13 protein-coding genes and 1 pseudogene are annotated in these 16,476 nt (G+C 72.5%); 7 read left to right on the top strand and 7 right to left on the bottom strand.

All coding sequences use genetic code 11. The features are described 5' to 3' along the window. Positions 1-107: 107 nt before the first annotated feature. The 3 genes from AMYTH_RS0113655 (at position 108) to AMYTH_RS0113645 (ending at position 3,597) form a co-directional block, all read left to right on the top strand. Complete coding sequence (locus AMYTH_RS0113655; protein WP_020420360.1) at positions 108-362, top strand: hypothetical protein; 255 nt, start codon at positions 108-110, stop codon at positions 360-362. A gap of 49 nt (positions 363-411) precedes the next feature. Continuing rightward, a complete protein-coding gene (uvrB, locus tag AMYTH_RS0113650) occupies positions 412-2,565 on the top strand; it encodes an excinuclease ABC subunit UvrB (protein ID WP_027930792.1) in 2,154 nt (717 codons plus the stop codon). 711 nt (positions 2,566-3,276) lie between these two features. Then, complete coding sequence (locus AMYTH_RS0113645; protein WP_027930791.1) at positions 3,277-3,597, top strand: MmcQ/YjbR family DNA-binding protein; 321 nt, start codon at positions 3,277-3,279, stop codon at positions 3,595-3,597. A 154-nt stretch (positions 3,598-3,751) separates the two neighbouring features. Here the strand turns inward: AMYTH_RS0113645 and AMYTH_RS0113640 are convergent, their stop codons facing one another. From AMYTH_RS0113640 to AMYTH_RS44775, 5 genes and pseudogenes are all read right to left on the bottom strand, one after another. Next, the gene (locus tag AMYTH_RS0113640; protein ID WP_157360604.1) at positions 3,752-3,979 is read right to left on the bottom strand and encodes a hypothetical protein; all 228 of its coding nucleotides are present in this window, start codon (positions 3,977-3,979) and stop codon (positions 3,752-3,754) included. A gap of 286 nt (positions 3,980-4,265) precedes the next feature. Continuing rightward, positions 4,266-4,646 carry a VOC family protein gene (locus AMYTH_RS0113635; protein ID WP_027930789.1) on the bottom strand — a complete coding sequence of 127 codons (381 nt, stop codon included), beginning with the start codon at positions 4,644-4,646 and terminating at the stop codon, positions 4,266-4,268. Between the two features lie 39 nt (positions 4,647-4,685). Beyond that, entirely contained in the window at positions 4,686-5,444 is a 759-nt protein-coding gene (locus AMYTH_RS0113630) for an enoyl-CoA hydratase/isomerase family protein (protein WP_027930788.1), read from the bottom strand. A gap of 19 nt (positions 5,445-5,463) precedes the next feature. Further along, positions 5,464-6,390, bottom strand: coding sequence for an ABC transporter permease (locus AMYTH_RS0113625; RefSeq protein WP_020420365.1), 927 nt, complete (start codon positions 6,388-6,390; stop codon positions 5,464-5,466). Then, a pseudogene (locus AMYTH_RS44775) lies at positions 6,387-9,186 on the bottom strand (alpha/beta fold hydrolase). The gene AMYTH_RS0113625 and the pseudogene AMYTH_RS44775 overlap by 4 nt, the downstream one beginning before the upstream one ends. A gap of 297 nt (positions 9,187-9,483) precedes the next feature. Between AMYTH_RS44775 and AMYTH_RS0113615 the strand changes: the two are divergent. After that, entirely contained in the window at positions 9,484-10,473 is a 990-nt protein-coding gene (locus AMYTH_RS0113615) for a TerC family protein (RefSeq protein WP_027930787.1), read from the top strand. A 10-nt stretch (positions 10,474-10,483) separates the two neighbouring features. Further along, entirely contained in the window at positions 10,484-12,412 is a 1,929-nt protein-coding gene (locus tag AMYTH_RS0113610) for a S9 family peptidase (RefSeq protein ID WP_027930786.1), read from the top strand. 60 nt (positions 12,413-12,472) lie between these two features. On the opposite strand, the gene AMYTH_RS0113605 is transcribed toward AMYTH_RS0113610, so the two are convergent. Then, a complete protein-coding gene (locus AMYTH_RS0113605; protein WP_027930785.1) occupies positions 12,473-13,129 on the bottom strand; it encodes an RES family NAD+ phosphorylase in 657 nt (218 codons plus the stop codon). A gap of 16 nt (positions 13,130-13,145) precedes the next feature. After that, on the bottom strand, positions 13,146-13,730 hold the full coding sequence (locus AMYTH_RS0113600; RefSeq protein WP_027930784.1) for a MerR family transcriptional regulator: 585 nt from the start codon (positions 13,728-13,730) through the stop codon (positions 13,146-13,148). Between the two features lie 152 nt (positions 13,731-13,882). Here AMYTH_RS0113600 and AMYTH_RS0113595 point away from each other — a divergent pair, with 152 nt between their 5' ends. Next, positions 13,883-15,439 (top strand): sugar ABC transporter ATP-binding protein, encoded by a 1,557-nt coding sequence (locus AMYTH_RS0113595; protein ID WP_027930783.1) that lies wholly within the window; start codon positions 13,883-13,885, stop codon positions 15,437-15,439. Next, positions 15,436-16,461, top strand: coding sequence for an ABC transporter permease (locus AMYTH_RS0113590; RefSeq protein ID WP_020420372.1), 1,026 nt, complete (start codon positions 15,436-15,438; stop codon positions 16,459-16,461). Before AMYTH_RS0113595 ends, AMYTH_RS0113590 begins: the two co-directional genes overlap by 4 nt. Positions 16,462-16,476: the final 15 nt, after the last annotated feature.

Here is a 16,476-nt window from a genome sequence, read left to right as displayed (position 1 = left end):
GCGGCACGCCGCGGTCCAGCGCTTTCGTCCTTCAGGACCAGTCCTGGCCCCCAGGATTGGGCCGACGGCACGAAGATTCCACGATTATTCCGGTTTACGCTTCGCCCATGGGGAACGTCGTCCACGCCGAGCCGACCGGAGTGATGGCCCTCGTGCGCCTGCGCCGGGGCGCCGCGGGTGAGCGCGACCGGGTCTGCCACCTCGTCCCGATCCCCGAGACCGGCCCCATCCCGGAGGTCCTGATCGCGCGCTGCGGCGCGCCGATCGCCTGCGGGAGCGCCGAGCTGCTGGAGCGGATCTGCGGCATGCCGTGCGAGTCGTGCCTGGCCCGCGCCGCCCGCGACCGCCGTCTGGCCTGCTAGAACGCCGCCTCGCTGAAAACTGTCGGTGGGTCGGCCTACCCTGGTTCCCGTGGCTTTCGCAACCGAACACCCCGTGCTCGCCCAGTCCGAGTTCCGGCCCGTCTCCGAGATCCCGCGCGCGGGCGGCCGGTTCGAGGTCGTCAGCGAGTACCAGCCCGCCGGTGACCAGCCGGCGGCCATCGACGAGCTCGCCAAGCGGCTCGAGCGGGGCGAGAAGGACGTCGTGCTGCTGGGCGCCACCGGCACCGGCAAGTCGGCGACCACGGCCTGGCTGATCGAGCGGGTGCAGCGGCCCACGCTGGTCATGGCGCCCAACAAGACCCTGGCCGCGCAGCTGGCCAACGAGCTGCGCGAACTGTTCCCGCACAACGCGGTCGAGTACTTCGTCAGCTACTACGATTATTACCAGCCGGAAGCCTACGTCCCGCAGACCGACACCTACATCGAGAAGGACTCGTCGATCAACGACGACGTCGAGCGGCTCCGCCACTCGGCGACGATGAACCTGCTGTCCCGGCGGGACGTCATCGTGGTCGCCTCGGTGTCCTGCATCTACGGCCTGGGCACGCCACAGTCCTACCTCGACCGGTCCTCCAAGCTGGAGGTCGGCATGGAGGTCGAGCGCGACACGTTCCTGCGCGCGCTGGTCGACGTCCAGTACACCCGCAACGACCTGGCGTTCTCGCGCGGCACGTTCCGGGTGCGCGGCGACACGGTGGAGATCATCCCGGCGTACGAGGAGCTGGCCGTGCGGGTCGAGTTCTTCGGCGACGAGGTCGACAAGCTGTACTACCTGCACCCGCTCACCGGCGAGATCGTGCGCGAGGTCGACGAGGTGCGGATCTTCCCGGCCACCCACTACGTGGCCGGGCCGGAGCGCATGGAGAAGGCGATCCGCGGCATCGAGGCGGAGCTGGCCGAGCAGCTGGAGCGCCTGGAGAAGCAGGGCAAGCTGCTGGAGGCGCAGCGGCTGCGCATGCGCACCAGCTACGACATCGAGATGATGCGGCAGGTCGGGTTCTGCTCGGGCATCGAGAACTACTCGCGGCACATCGACGACCGCCCGGCCGGGTCGGCGCCTGCCACCCTGATCGACTACTTCCCGGAGGACTTCCTCCTGGTCATCGACGAGTCGCACGTGACGGTGCCGCAGATCGGCGGCATGTACGAGGGTGACGCGTCGCGCAAGCGGACCCTGGTCGAGCACGGGTTCCGGCTGCCCAGCGCGCTGGACAACCGGCCGCTGACGTGGGAGGAGTTCACCGACCGGATCGGCCAGACGGTGTACCTGTCGGCGACGCCGGGGCCGTACGAGCTGGGCCAGACCGGCGGCGAGTTCGTCGAGCAGGTCATCCGCCCGACCGGCCTGATCGACCCGGAGGTCGTGGTCAAGCCCACCGAGGGCCAGATCGACGACCTGGTGCACGAGATCCGGTTGCGCGCCGAGCGGGACGAGCGGGTCCTGGTGACCACGCTGACCAAGAAGATGGCCGAGGACCTCACCGACTACCTGCTGGAGCTGGGCATCCGGGTGCGGTACCTGCACTCCGAGGTGGACACGCTGCGGCGGGTGGAGCTGCTGCGGCAGCTGCGGTCGGGCGATTTCGACGTGCTGGTCGGCATCAACCTGCTGCGTGAGGGCCTCGACCTGCCCGAGGTGTCGCTGGTGGCGATCCTGGACGCGGACAAGGAGGGCTTCCTGCGCAGCGGCACGTCGCTGATCCAGACGATCGGCCGCGCGGCGCGCAACGTCTCCGGCGAGGTCCACATGTACGCGGACAAGATCACCGACTCGATGCGGTACGCGATCGACGAGACCAACCGCCGCCGCGAGAAGCAGATGGCGTACAACAAGGAGCGGGGCATCGACCCGCAGCCGCTGCGCAAGAAGATCGCGGACATCCTGGACCGCGTCTACAGCGAGGCGGAGGACTCGGAGCAGGCGGTGCAGGTCGGCGGTTCCGGCCGCAACGCCTCGCGCGGCAAGAAGCCCGAGCAGGGCGGCCGCAGCTCCGGGGTGCTGGTGGACCGCGACGTGGCCGGTATGCCGCGTGCCGAGCTGGCCGACCTGATCCAGCAGATGACGGACCAGATGATGCAGGCGGCGCGCGACCTGCAGTTCGAGCTGGCGGCCCGCCTCCGCGACGAGATCGCCGAGCTGAAGAAGGAGCTGCGGGGCATGGACGCCGCCGGCGTGAAGTGACCCTCCGCGGTGCTCGGCACCGGGGTGCCGGTGGCCGGCGATTCACCCCGGGATGGGGGCGTGGAGGGTCGGGCACCGGATTGCCGGTGGCTGGTCACCCTCCGCGGTGCTCGGCACCGGGGTGGCGGTGGTCGGCGATTCACGCCGGGATGGGGGCGTGGGTGGTCGGGTACCGGGGTGCCGGTGGCTGGTCACCCTCCGCGGTGCTCGGCACCGGGGGTGCCGGTGGTCGGCGATTCACGCCGGGATGGGGGCGTGGGTGGTCGGGTACCGGGGTGCCGGTGGCTGGTCACCCTCCGCGGTGCTCGGCACCGGGGGTGCCGGTGGTCGGCGATTCACCCCGGGATGGGGGCGTGGGTGGTCGGGTACCGGAGTGCTGGTGGCTGGTCACCATCTGCGGTGCTCGGTACCGGGGTGCCGGTGGTCGGCGATTCACGCCGGGATGGGGGCGTGGGTGGTCGGGTACCGGAGTGCCGGTGGCTGGTCACCCTCCGCGGTGCTCGGCACCGGGGGTGCCGGTGGTCGGCGACTCACCCCGGGATGGGGGCGCGAGTGGCTGGGCGCCGGGGTGCCGATGCCCGGTGCCCTGCCCGGGCGGAGGGCGCGGGCAGCGGGCGCCGGAGTGCCGGTGGCCGGTCACCGGCCTGGCTGCGGGGAGTGACTGGGCGCCGGGATGCCGGAGCTCAGCGACCCGGATGGAAGGAGCGGCCGTTGACCCGCGACGAGGTGATCGCCTGGTGCCTGGCGCAGCCGGGCGCCGTGGAGACCTATCCGTTCGGTGAGCACGTGCTCGTCGTGAAGGTCACGGGCAAGGCGTTCGCCTACATCGGCTTCGAGGAGAACTCGATCGCCCTCCGGTGCGGCGTCAACGCCGAGGAGGCCGCCACCGTGCGGGCCCGCCACCCGGACGCCGTGCGGCCCATGGGCTACCAGTCCCGCCACGGCTGGAACACGATCACCTTGGACAGCGCCATCCCTGACGCCGAACTGCACGAACTGCTGGCCGCGTCCTACGACCACGCCCGCTCCTGACCCGGCAGCACCCTCGCGGTGACTCCATCGGAGCCCGCCCGCCGAACCAAGCTTCCTGCGCTCGAACTTGCCGCGCCACCTTGGGCACGGCACCGCGGTTCGCCGCTCGCGGGCAGGCGCCACCCGCCCCAGCGGTGTGAGCCTCAGGCCAGGCTCACCACCCGCGGCGCTTCGCATCCACCCGCCCCAGCACCGAACCGACCCGCTTCGCAGCGGCATCACCCAACCCCGCCGCCGCAGCGGCATCACTCGACCCCTGCCGCCGCACCGGCATCACGATCCCCGCCGCCGCAGCGGCATCACTCGACCCCTGCCGCCGCACCGGCATCACCATCCCCGGCGCGGCAGCGGCATCGCCCGAGCCCTGCCGCGGCAGCGGCATCACTCGACCTCCGCTGCGGCAGCGGCATCACTCGACCCCTGCCGGGGCAGCGGCATGACTCGACCCCTGCCGGGGCAGCGGCATGACTCGACCCCTGCCGGGGCAGCGGCATGACTCGACCCTCGCCGCCGCAGCGGCATCATCCGACCCCCGCTGCGGCAGCGGCATCACTCGACCCCCGTCGCCGCAGCGGCATCACGCAACCCCGCCGCCGCAGCGGCGCCCCTCGACCTCTACCTCCAGCAGCCTGTACCGGCTCCATCCGGCCTACAGCCCCGCCCCACCATCACTCGGCTTCCGGGGCCGGCTCCAGCATCCCGAAGATGTTTCCCTCGGTGTCCACGCAGTACGCGAGCCACCCGATCCCCGGGATCGGGCTCCGCGGCACCGCGACCTGACCGCCCGCCTGTTCGACCCGCCGCACGGCCGCGTCGAGGTCGTCCACCTCGACGGTCAGCGGGAAGGCGTTCACCGGCGCGTCCTCGGTGGGCGCGGGGCCCTGCCGCGGCACCAGCCCACCGTCGATGCCCGGGCCGTCGCCGGTGCTGATCAGCCAGTACGGGTTGCTGCCCCACCGCTCGAACGTCCACCCGAAGACCGTCGCGTAGAAGGTGACGGCTCGTTCCGGGTCGCTCGCGTGGATCTCGAAGTGCACCGGACGCGGCATGGCGGCCTCCGGGAGGCGGTGGGCGGGGAACCGAGAATGCTACCCGCCGAGCGTGGTCCGCACGTACTCCTCGATCGCCGCCAGCGAGGACGGCGCCGACCACACCCGCTCGACGTGCGCGTCGTCCCCTGCGCGCTGCTCGCCGATCCGCTCGTCGAACGGCCGGTGGATCTGCGCCTTCGTGTGCCGGAACGCGTCCGACGGCACCGAAGCCAGCCTCGTCGCCGTCTCGATCGCCCTCGGCAGCACCTCCGCCGGCGCGGCCAGCTCGTCCACCAGACCGCGGGAAAGCGCTTCGCGGCCGGCGTAGGTCTCGCCGAGGAACGTCAGCCCGGGCAGCCGCTCCGTCCCGTACGCGCAGCGCAGGATCTCCAGCGCCACCAACGGGAACGGCACCCCGACGAGCAGTTCGGTGACCCCGAACCGGCCCTGCCGCTCGTTCAGGATCCGCCGGTCGCACGCCGCCGCCAGCACCGCCCCGCCGGCGATCGCGTGCCCGGTGACCGCCGCGACGACCGGGCCGGGGAACCCGAACACGGCCAGGAACGCGTCCGACAGCGCGGGCAGGAACTCCCGGAGGTAACCGGCCCGGCCCGCGGCGACCCGCTTGAGGTCGACGCCGGCGGAGAACATCCCGTCCCGCCCGGTCAGCACCACGCCCTTCGCGCCGCCGAGCTCGGCCTCCTCCAGCCGTGCCACCAGCTCCCGGCACAGCTCGGTGTCCATCGCGTTCGCCTTGCCGTGGGCCAGTTTCAGCACGGCGACGTCGCCGGCCTTGTCCACCTCGATCGTCGTCATGGCCCCACCGTAGGGCACGTCAGCTGGTGATGTCCTTGGTCGCGAAGCGCCGCGCGGCCAGCAACGTGAACACGGTCGCGTAGATCACCGCGGACAGCGTCCCGGCGGCCATGTTCGTCCAGTCGATGTCGGTGGCGATCAGGTCCATCCAGCCGTACGAGTAGTGCGTCGGCAGGTAGTTGCGCAGCGTGCCCAGCGCGGTGATCTGGTCGAGGATCTGCGACAGGATCGCCGCCAGCACCGCCCCGCCGACCGCCCCCAGCGGCGCGTCGGTGAGCACCGACAGCAACAGCGCCAGCCCGGCCACCCACGCCAGCTGGATCACCACGTACACCGTGGACAGCCCGATCGCGATCAGGCTCTGCCCGAACGGGATCGCGTCGCCGGTGGGGCTGACCGCGTCCCCTGCGCCGTAGAAGATCAGTCCCGCCACCAGGGCCACCAGCGGCAGCAGCACGAGCGCCACCACCGACAGCAAGCCGGACGCGATCGCCTTCTGCCGCAGCAGCCGGTGCCGCGGCACCGGCATCGCCAGCAGGTACTTCAGGCTCGACCAGGACGCCTCGCTCGCGATCGTGTCCCCGAAGAACAACGCGACGATCGTGGGCAGCAGGAACGTCCCGGACACGAACAGCGCCAGCACGACGAAGTTCGGCGCGCTCGCCGTCGCCAGGTCGACGAACCCGCCGGAGCGCCGGTTCGGGCTGGACTCGCCGATCTCGAACGCCACCACCAGGATGAACGGCAGCAGCACGACGAACCCGAGCACCAGCTGGGTGCGCCGGCGCCGCAGCTGACGCCGCAGTTCGACGCCCAGCCGCAGCGTCCGCCGCGCCCGGTAGCCCTCGACCGCGCCGTCCGCGCCCACCCCGGAGTGGGTGTGCGCGGCGGCGTCGGTCAGCTCGTCCAGTGCCGCGGGATCGGTGTGGACCCCGTTCTCGCTCATGACGTTTCCTCTCCCACGAGCTGGAGGAACGCGTCCTCCAGCCGCCGCCGCGGCCCGGCCTGCTCGACCGCGACCCCGGCCCGGACCAGCGCCGCGACCGCCTCGGCGCGCGGCATGCCGTCCAGGTCGGCGTGCACGAGGGTCCCTTCGACGTCCACACCGGACACGCCGGGCACCCCGCGCAGGGCGTCGGCCGCCGCCTCGGGCCGGTCCACCCGGAAGGTGGCCTCGCCGCCGGCGGCCACGATGTCGCCGACCTCGCCCGCGGCCACCAGCCGGCCGCGGTGCATCACCACGACGTGCGTGCAGGTCTGCTCGACCTCGGCCAGCAGGTGGCTGGATACCACCACGGTCCGGCCGGTCGCGGCGTACCGCTGCAGAACCTCGCGCATCTGGTGGATCTGCGGCGGGGTCGAGCCCGTTGGTCGGTTCGTCGAGCACGAGCAGCTCCGGCAGCCCGAGCATGGCCTGCGCGATCGCCAGCCGCTGCCGCATGCCCTGGCTGTAGGTGCGGACCTTGCGGTGCACGGCGTTGCCCAGCCCCGCGATCTCCAGCGCCTGCTCCAGGTGCGCCTGCTCGATCGGGCGGCCGGTCGCGTCCCAGTACAGGCGCAGGTTCGCGGTGCCGGACAGATGCGGCAGGAACCCGGAGCCCTCGACGAACGAGCCGATCCGCGACAGCACCGGCGCGCCCGGCGTGATCCGGTGGCCGAACACCCTGATCTCCCCGGCGGTCGGGGTGATCAGGCCCATCAGCATGCGCAGCGTCGTGGTCTTGCCGGCGCCGTTCGGCCCGAGCAGGCCGAGCACCTGGCCCGGTTCGACGCGGAAGGACAGGTCCTTCACCGCGGTGAGCCCGCCCGGGTAGGCCTTGGTCAGCCCGTCGATCACCAGCGGCACCCCGGCAAGGTCCGGATCGGCCTGGTGCGACCGCCGCCTGCGCACCGCGGCCAGCGCGGCGACCGCCGCGGCGAGCGCGAGCGTGACGGCGATTCCGACGAGCGTGCCGACCGGCCACCCGCCACCGACGGCGTTGCCCGGCACGACCGGCACCGCGATGGCCGGGTCGGCGAGCGAGACGCGGTAGGCGGCCGGGGTCACCGGGGTGGCGTACGCCTGGTCGGTGGTCGTGACCACGAGCTGCAGGGCGTGCCCGGCCTCGACCGGCCGCACCACCCCGGGCAGCGTCACGGTCACCTCGGCGGTGCCGGACGCCGGGATCGCGACCCGCACCGGGGCGATCTGGTTCGCCGGCAACGTGCGGGTGCCGTCCGGGTTGAGGTCGTAGAGCTTGACGAACAGCACCGCCTCGCCGGTGCCGGACACGCGCAGCCGGACGGTCGACGAGCCGGTGATCAGCAGCTGCGAGTCGACGGGCGCGGTGGTGAACCGCGCGGACTGGCCGGGCGGGTCGACGCTGAACAGCCCCGACAGCCGCGACGATCCGCTGACCAGCGCGTTCAGGCCGGGGATCCCGCTGACCGCGGCGGGCGTGCCGCCGGGCGGGTTGACGATCGTCTGCTCGTCGCCGGTGAGCCGCAGCGTCCGCCGCTGCGCCTGCGCCGGGTACTCGCCCGCGTCGACGGTGCGCACCGAGGGCGAACCCGACGCGCGCAGCGAGCCCTGCACGTCGTAGGAGAACCCGCTGAACGGGTTGCCGCCCTCGCCGGTGAGCTGGAACCACAACCAGTCGCCGAGCTTCGCGCGCAGCTGCGGGCCCGGCCGTCCGCCGTCGTGCCCGCCGGTGAACCAGACCTGCTGCACCGTCCCGCCCGCCGCGGTGATCTGCCGCGCGGTGGCGTCGGACTGGTCGAGCCCGAACAGCGTGTCGGCCTCGCCCTGCACCAGCAGGGTCGGCGCGGTGATGTGCCCGGTGACCGCGGCGGGGGACAGGCGCTGCAGCAGGGCCGCGACCTGCGGGCTCACCTCGCCGGTGGTGGCCAGGTCGGCGTAGGCCCGGCAGATCTCGGCGGTGAAGCGGCCGCACGTCGTCCCGCCGAGCTGCTGCGGCGGCTGCTGGGGGAGCGGCGCGGCGGCGGCCGAGCCGCCACCGCCCGTGGTGCCGGCGCTCTGGGTGTCGTCGTCGGTCTCCTGGCCCGGCTCGGGCGCCTCCGCGCCCAGCCCGCCCGCGCCCGAGGGCGAGGTCCCGGCGGAGAAGAGCAAGCCTGCCCACGACTTCTTGAACACCCCGTCCGGGGAGAACGCGCCCGCCGCCGGGGTGCCTGCCGCCGGCGCCGTCGCCGCGGCCGCGTTCGGCGTGAGCCCCTGGGCCAGGTCGTTGTAGGTGATCACCGGCGTGATCGCGTCGACCCGCTTGTCGCGTCCGGCCAGCTGCAGCGCCAGCGCGCCGCCGTAGGAGGCGCCCAGCACGCCGACCCGCGGATCGCCGGGACCGTCCAGCCGGACTTCCGGGCGGGTGGCGAGCCAGTCGAGCAGCCGGGCGGCGTCCGCGACCTCGAAGTCCGGGTCGTTCAGCCCGATCTCACCCGTGCTGCGGCCGAAGCCGCGCGCCGAGTAGGTGAGCACCACGAACCCGCGCCGGGCCAGCTCCTGCGCGTCGCCCGCGACGCTGTTCTTGTCCCCGCCGAACCCGTGCGGCAGCAGCACCGCCGGGGCGGGCGTGCGCTCCGGCAGGTAGAGCGTGGTGTCCAGCGTGACCTTCGCGGCGGAGCCGGGCGCGGCGGGCACGTCGAGGAAGGCGTCCTGCGTCGGCACCGCGGCGGGCTCGCTCGACGAGCGCGTCCAGACGAGCACGGCGGCCGCCACCAGCAGGACGACGACCCCGAGGGCCACCATCCGGGAACGGCGCGTGTGCGGGAGCGGGATTCGGGGCACACCGAAACCGTATGGGAGCTTTCCTGAGAACGCGTCAGCGCGGGTCCTGATCTTGGAATCCGGGTGATGAGGGTTACCTAAGGTGGTGTTCGTCCGGTTGATCAGGAAAGATGGATACGACGTGGAGGGGAGTATTCCTTCGCGGCGGTGTCGTCAGCACGGCGGTCCTTCGGGGCACCCGGCACCGTCGGCCGGTTCCACCGGCGGAAGAGACCTCCGGCTAGCTGCTGCTGCGCGCTAACCGGAGGTATTGCGTAGATGAATGTCCCCGTGTGGCTGTGGGCTGCCACTGTTGCAGGCCTGCTCGTGCTGATCGCGATCGATCTCGTGATCGTCGACCGGAAGCCGCATGAAGTCACCACCAAGGAAGCGGCCAAGTGGGTCGTCTTCTACGTCACCTGCGCGGTGCTGTTCGGCATCGGCGTGTGGGTCCTCGCCGGGCACGACTACGGCGTCCAGTTCTTCACCGGGTACATCACCGAGTACTCGCTCTCGGTGGACAACCTGTTCATCTTCATGATCATCATGGCCTCGTTCCGGGTGCCCGCGATCCACCAGCACCGCGTGCTGCTGATCGGCATCCTGCTCGCGCTGGCCATGCGCAGCGTGTTCATCGCGGTGGGCGCGGCCCTGATCGCCCAGTTCGTGTGGGTGTTCTTCCTGTTCGGCGCGGTCCTCGTGTGGACGGCCATCAGCATGCTGCGCGGCAACGACCACGAGGACGAGTACCACGAGAACGCGGTCGTGCGGTGGATCCGCAAGGTCTACCCGGTCACCGACGACTTCCACGGTCACAAGATGACGATCAAGCGGGACGGCAAGCGCTGGCTGACCCCGATGTTCGTGGTGATCGTGGCCATCGGCAGCGCCGACCTGCTCTTCGCGGTCGACTCGATCCCGGCGATCTTCGGCATCACGCAGGAAGCCTTCCTGGTGTTCACCGCCAACGCGTTCGCGCTGATGGGGCTGCGGCAGCTGTACTTCCTGCTCGGCGGCCTGGTGAACAAGCTGGTCTACCTGTCCTACGGCCTGGCGGTCATCCTGGCCTTCATCGGCGCGAAGCTGATCCTGCACGCGCTGCACGAGTACCACGCGGTACCGGACTGGCTGGACATCAACAACTGGGTGTCGCTGGGCGTGATCGTGGTCGTCCTGACCGCCACCACCGTCCTCAGCCTGGCCAAGGCCAAGCGGGACGAGAAGAAGTCGGAGTCAGAGGCTCTTAGCGAGGCTAACGAAATCCGGTAGGTTCGGGGGCATGCGTCCCTCGGATCTCGAACTCCTCGCCGTGCCCGGCACTCCGGCGCTGCACGGCACCCTGCTGCTGACCGCGGTCACCACCCCCGACCTCGGCGGCAACACCTATCGCAGTTCGCTGTGGCGGGCCGCCCCCGACGGCGGGGCGGCCCGGCAGTGGACCCACGGCGAGCGGGACACCGATCCCGCGATCTCCCCGGACGGCCGCTGGGTGGCCTTCCTCCGCGCGGACGGCGACAAGCCGCAGCTGCACGTGATGCCCGCCGACGGCGGCGACGCCCGGCGCCTCACCGAACTGCCGCTCGGCGCCGGCGCCCCGGTGTGGGCGCCGGACTCGCGCCGCGTCGCGTTCACCGCGCGGGTGCCCGAAGCCGGCCGTTACGGCGCGCCGGACGAGGACGGCGAAGTCCTCGAACCGGGTGCGGAGGCGCCCCGCCGGATCACCCGCTACGACTACCGGCTCGACAACGTCGGCTTCCTGCGGGACCGCCCCCGTCGGCTGTTCGTCCTCGACGTCACCGACCCGGGTGAGCCGGAGCCGCTGACCGACGACCAGGCCGACGTCTCCGACCCGGCGTGGCTGCCGGACGGCTCGGCCGTGCTCGTCGTCGCGCCCCGCGAGTGGGGCGCCACCGACACCGAGGAGAGCGACCTCTACCTGGTGCCGGCCGAGGGCGGTGAGCCGGTGCTCGCGGTGCGGAGCGCGGGCAGCGCGGCCAAACCGTCGGTGACCGCGGACGGGACGATCTTCTTCTACGGCCAGGAGTACACGTGGCCGCACGTCGTGGCCCGCAACCCGGGACTGTGGTCGGCCGAGCTGCCCGCCGACGGCGAGCCGGCGAAGCCGCGCCGCCTGACCGACCCGGAGTCCGTGTACTGCATGGCCGACGTGCCGCCCGCGCAGTTCCGCGACGAGGTCCTGGTGACCGTGCTCAACCGCGGCGCGATCGAGCTGCGGGCCGTGCCGCGGGACGCCGACCGGGCGCCGCTGGACGGCCTGGGCAGGCTGCTCGGTGACCGCGGCGCGGTGCGGTCGTTCACGGTGCACGGTGAGCGGATCGCCGCGGTCGTGGCGCGGCCGGACAGCTCGGGTGACGTGGTGCTGCTCGACGGCCCGGACCAGCTGGTGCTCACCGACTTCGCCAAGCCGGTGCGGGAGAAGGGGATCCACCCGGTCGAGGAGCTGACCGCCACGGCGCCGGACGGGTACCCGGTGCACGGCTGGCTGGTGCTGCCCGAGGGCGACGGGCCGCACCCGGTGCTGCTCGTGGTGCACGGCGGTCCGTTCGCGGCCTACGACTGGGGCCTGTTCGACGAGGCGCAGGTGTACGCGTCGGCCGGATACGCCGTGGTGATGGGCAACCCGCGCGGTTCGGCCGGCTACGGCGAGAGCCACGGGCAGGCGATCGTGCACGGCCTGGGCACGGTCGACGTCGACGACGTGCTGGCGCTGCTGGACGCGGCACTGGAGCGCGACGACCTGGACTCCTCGCGGGTCGGCGTGATGGGCGGTTCGTACGGCGGTTTCATGACCACGTGGCTGGCGGCCCACCACGGCTCCCGGTTCCGCGCCGCGTGGAGCGAGCGGGCCGTCAACGCGTGGGACTCGTTCACCGGCAGCTCCGACATCGGCTGGTTCTTCACCGAGGCCTACGTCGGCGCGGACCCGGTGGTGCAGCGCGAGCGCAGCCCGCTGACCTACGCCGCGCAGATCCGCATCCCGTTCGCGGTGGTCCACTCCGAGCACGACTGGCGGTGCCCGGTGGAGCAGGCCCAGCGGCTGTTCGTGGAGCTCAAGCGCAACGGCACGGAGGTCGAGATGCTGCTCTTCCCCGGCGAGGGCCACGAACTGAGCCGGTCCGGCAAACCGCGCCACCGGGTGCAGCGCTTCGACGCGATCCTGGACTGGTGGTCGCGCCACCTGGCGTGACGCGCCGGTGCGGGCCCGCTCACCCGGGCGGGCCCGCACCGGCCGCCGGGCGGGGACGCTTCAGTTGAGCAGCACGTAGTTCAGTTCCTCGCACACCCGGCCCAGCGGCACGTCCAGGCCGGGGTGGTCGAGCGGCAGCAGCACGTCCGGCGCCAGCGGCAGCGCCTCGCCCGCCGGCGGGTCCCACAGGCACAGCGCGGGGTGCCCGCCGTCCATCGACGAGCGGTACCACAGCCCGTCCAGCTCCGGGAAGGCCGCGCGGATCGCCCGCGCCCACGCCTGCGTGATCTTCTTCGGCCCGCTCGAAATCTCCTGCGACGCCCCGACCCGCGTCGGCCACAGGCCGGTCAGGTCGAGCAGCCTCAGCGGCCGCGAGGGGCGCACCACGACCAGCCGCGGGAGCCGCGTCCTGCGGTCGACCAGCGACGTCGTCTGGAACACCTCGGCCACGCTCGTCCGCACGGTCAGCCCGAAGTACAGCACCCCGTGGCCGGGGTCGGCGGTGGCGCGGCCGTCCCGGCTGGGCGGCTGCGGGTCGAAGCGACCGTGCGGCAGCGGACCGGTGTAGCGGAACGTGTTCCACTGCTGCGGGTGGTTGCCGCCCGCGGTGAAGATCCGGACCAGCCGCCGCGTCGGCGGCACGGTCACGATGTCGACGTCGGCGCGCAGGGCAGCGACGAGCTCCGCCCGCGACGGCGGGAGTGGCAAGCGGGCCATGGGATGCGGCGCGGCCTCAGAACGGGGTGCCGAGCGTGGCGGCGAGCGCGGCGACCGGTCCGGGGTCGCCCCCGGCCAGCAGCCACTGCCGCGGGGTGGCGGGCCGCCCGCCGATCTGCAGGTCGGCCTGCTCGGTGTTCATGAACGCGGCCACGACCAGCGCGGGCTGGTCGTCCGGCACCGCGGCCAGCACGGCTTCCAGCCCGGGCAGCGCGCCCCGCTCGCCGAACTGCCACGACGGCAGCCGCCAGCCGCCCTGGTCCTTCCAGCCGGTCAGGCGCCGGTCGGCCAGCTTGTGCCGGATCCGGCTCGGGTCCACGCCCAGCCGTCGCGCGGCCTCGGCGACCGTGAGGGCGGACTCGGCGAGCACCGCGTGCGCCGCGACCGACGGCGCGCGGCTGTCCGGCTCGTCGTCACGCCGGGGCGACAGATCGAGCCCGGTCTCGGCGAGCGCGGCCCGCTGCCCCTCGGAGAAGAAGGACACCGGGTCCGGGTTCGGCGGGGCGAGGCGGCGCGCGGCATCCTCGACCAGCGAGAGGAAGTCCGCGGCGTCGATCCGGAGGCCTGCCTTGGCGAGGACGTTCTCCAGCGCGACCGTCATGGGCCCCAGCATAGCGCTCGGCGTGCGGGTTCGTGCGCCCTGGGGGAAACTGTCCGCAGAGGACACGACCTTGTCCACTCTTGACATGTGGGTCGGGTCACTCTAGGTTCGGCCGAGTAATCGATTTCTCGCAGCGTGGCGAGGGGGCCGGCATGGACGCGGAGGCACGGTCGTCCCTGGTCGAACTGGCCGGGGTGAGCAAGTCCTACGGCGGCGTTCATGCGGTGCGTGACGTCGATTTCACTGTTCGTGCCGGAGAAGTGCACGCGCTGCTCGGTGAAAATGGCGCGGGCAAGTCCACTTTGATGAAGATCCTCTCCGGTGAGGTCGGCGGCCACCGCGGGGAAATTCGCATCGACGGCTCGCCCGTCCGGTTCGCCCGGCCCGCCGACGCGCAGCGCGCCGGGGTCGCCATGATCCACCAGGAACTCGACCTCGTCCCGGCGCTGCCGATCGCCGAGAACGTGTTCCTCGGCCGCGAACCACGCACCCGCTTCGGCACCATCGACCGCCGCAGGATGGTGCGCGAGACCGCGCGCCTGCTGGACCGGATCGGCATCGCGCTCGACCCGCGCCGTCCGGTGGAGGAGCTGCGCACCGGCGAGCAGCAGCTGGTCACCATCGCGAAGGCGCTGTCGCTGGACGCCCGGATCATCGTGATGGACGAGCCGACCTCCGCGCTGTCCGCGCCGGAGATCGACCGGCTGTTCGCCGTGATCGCCGAACTGCGCCGCGCCGGCGCCGGCGTCGTCTACATCTCGCACCGCATGGACGAGATCGGCCGCGTGGCGGACCGGGCGACCGTGCTGCGCAACGGCGAGGTGGTGGCGGAGTTCGACGCGCGGGCGATGACCGCGCAGCAGGCGTCCGAGGCGATGGTCGGCAGGCCGGTCGAGTCGATGTTCCGCACCGGCGACGGCGCGGGCGCGGGGGAGGAGCTGCTGCGCGTCGAGGACCTGGTCGTGCAGTCGCGGCGCCCTGGCCGTCGTGATCCGGCCGGCATCAGCCTGCGGGTCGGGCGCGGTGAGATCGTCGGCGTCGCCGGGCTCCTCGGCGCCGGCCGCACGGAGCTGCTGGAGACGATCTACGGCGTCGGGGGACGCTGGTCCGGGCGGATCCTGCTGCGCGGCGAGGAGATCCGTCCGCGCGGCCCCCGCGGCGCGCTGCGGCTGGGCATCGCGTTCGTGCCCGAGGACCGGCGCGTCGCGGGCCTGGCGCTGGAGCACTCCGTGCTCGCCAACACGGTGCTGTCCATAGTGGACCGCATCGCCCGGGCCGGGGTGGTGCCGCGGCGGCGGGAACGCGGCGCGGCGCAGGAGATGGTCGACCGCCTCGGCGTGAAGCTCGCGTCGCTGCGGGATCCGGCCGGCTCGCTGTCCGGCGGCAACCAGCAGAAGGTCGTGCTGGGCCGCGGCCTGCTCACCGAACCGGCGCTGCTGTTGCTGGACGAGCCGACCCGCGGGGTGGACGTCGGCGCGAAGGCCGAGATCTACCGGCTCCTCGGCGAGGCGGCGAGCAGGGGCGTGGGGGTCCTGCTCGCGTCGTCGGAGCCGGCCGAGCTGATCGGCGTGTGCCACCGCGTGGTCGTGCTGCGGGACGGCCGCAGCGTGCGGGAACTGGACACGGCGAGCACCACCGAAGCGGAGCTGCTGGCGTTCTCGATGGGCGAGGGGGCCGTCGAGGACCTGGTGGCGGAAGGGACGTCATGACCAAGGTGGCCGCGCTGCCCGACCTCGCCCGCCCCGGCGGCGGACTGCTGGCGACGTTGTTCCGGTTCCAGAGCCTGTTCGGCCTGGTGCTGGTGTTCATCGCCGCGGTGGTGTACTCGCCGAGCAAGAACGGCGAGCTCGTGTTCCTGGACTCGGGCAACCTGTTCAACGTCGTGCGCTCGATGTCGGAGATCGGGATCCTCGCCGTCGGGATGACGCTGGTGATCCTCATCGGCGGCATCGACCTGTCCGTCGGGTCGGTGCTCGGCCTGGCCAGCGTGGGTGTGGCGGTCCTGCTCACCGAGAACGACCTCGGGCTGGTGCCCGCGGTGGCGCTGGTGCTCGCGATCGGGCTCGGGTTCGGGCTGTTGCAGGGGTTCGCGATCACGTCGTTCGGCATCCAGGCGTTCATCGTGACCCTGGCCGGCATGCAGATCGCGCGCGGGCTGGCGCGGATCTGGTCCGGCGGGCAGGGCGTGTCGATCACCTACGGCGAGGGGCCGGGGCAGGCGCCCGAGACGTTTTCACTGCTGGGGGAGCGCACCTTCAACGGGCTGGTGCCGATCCCCGCGCTGATCTTCCTGGTGGTCGCCGCCCTGGCGGTGGTGCTGCTGCGGGTCAGCGCGTTCTCCCGGCACATCTACGCCATCGGCGGCAACGAAAAGGCCGCGCGCCTGTCCGGCGTGCCGGTCAAGCGGGTGAAGATCATCGTGTTCGGCCTGTGCGGGCTGCTCGCGGCGCTGGCCGGGATCGTGCACGCCGGGCAGCTCAACTTCGGCGGGCCCAACGACGGCGCGATGTACGAGCTGGACGCGATCGCCGCCGTGGTCATCGGCGGCACCAGCCTGATGGGCGGGCGCGGCTCGGTCGTCGGCACGGTGGCCGGCGCGCTGCTGGTCGGCGTGCTGCGCAACATCCTGGGCCTGAACAACGTGGACTCCAACGTCCAGCTGCTCGTGATCGGCCTGGTCATCGTGCTCGCCGCGGGGTTGCAGCGGCTGCGCCCGGCATCGGTTTCCTGACGAGAGGGGATAAGG

This window comes from Amycolatopsis thermoflava N1165, from assembly GCF_000473265.1.
GTDB classification, from domain to species: Bacteria; Actinomycetota; Actinomycetes; order Mycobacteriales; family Pseudonocardiaceae; genus Amycolatopsis_E; species Amycolatopsis_E thermoflava.
This window is presented reverse-complemented; position numbering and strand designations above follow the sequence as displayed.

Excerpts from the sequence above, each read along its gene's own strand:
- AMYTH_RS0113655 (WP_020420360.1), top strand. The coding sequence starts at position 108 with ATGGGGAACGTCGTCCACGCCGAGCCGACCGGAGTGATGGCCCTCGTG.
- AMYTH_RS0113640 (WP_157360604.1), bottom strand. The coding sequence starts at position 3,979 with ATGCCGCTGCCGCGGCAGGGCTCGGGCGATGCCGCTGCCGCGCCGGGG.
- AMYTH_RS0113635 (WP_027930789.1), bottom strand. The coding sequence starts at position 4,646 with ATGCCGCGTCCGGTGCACTTCGAGATCCACGCGAGCGACCCGGAACGA.
- AMYTH_RS0113630 (WP_027930788.1), bottom strand. The coding sequence starts at position 5,444 with ATGACGACGATCGAGGTGGACAAGGCCGGCGACGTCGCCGTGCTGAAA.
- AMYTH_RS0113625 (WP_020420365.1), bottom strand. The coding sequence starts at position 6,390 with ATGAGCGAGAACGGGGTCCACACCGATCCCGCGGCACTGGACGAGCTG.
- AMYTH_RS0113615 (WP_027930787.1), top strand. The coding sequence starts at position 9,484 with ATGAATGTCCCCGTGTGGCTGTGGGCTGCCACTGTTGCAGGCCTGCTC.
- AMYTH_RS0113610 (WP_027930786.1), top strand. The coding sequence starts at position 10,484 with ATGCGTCCCTCGGATCTCGAACTCCTCGCCGTGCCCGGCACTCCGGCG.
- AMYTH_RS0113605 (WP_027930785.1), bottom strand. The coding sequence starts at position 13,129 with ATGGCCCGCTTGCCACTCCCGCCGTCGCGGGCGGAGCTCGTCGCTGCC.
- AMYTH_RS0113600 (WP_027930784.1), bottom strand. The coding sequence starts at position 13,730 with ATGACGGTCGCGCTGGAGAACGTCCTCGCCAAGGCAGGCCTCCGGATC.
- AMYTH_RS0113595 (WP_027930783.1), top strand. The coding sequence starts at position 13,883 with ATGGACGCGGAGGCACGGTCGTCCCTGGTCGAACTGGCCGGGGTGAGC.
- AMYTH_RS0113590 (WP_020420372.1), top strand. The coding sequence starts at position 15,436 with ATGACCAAGGTGGCCGCGCTGCCCGACCTCGCCCGCCCCGGCGGCGGA.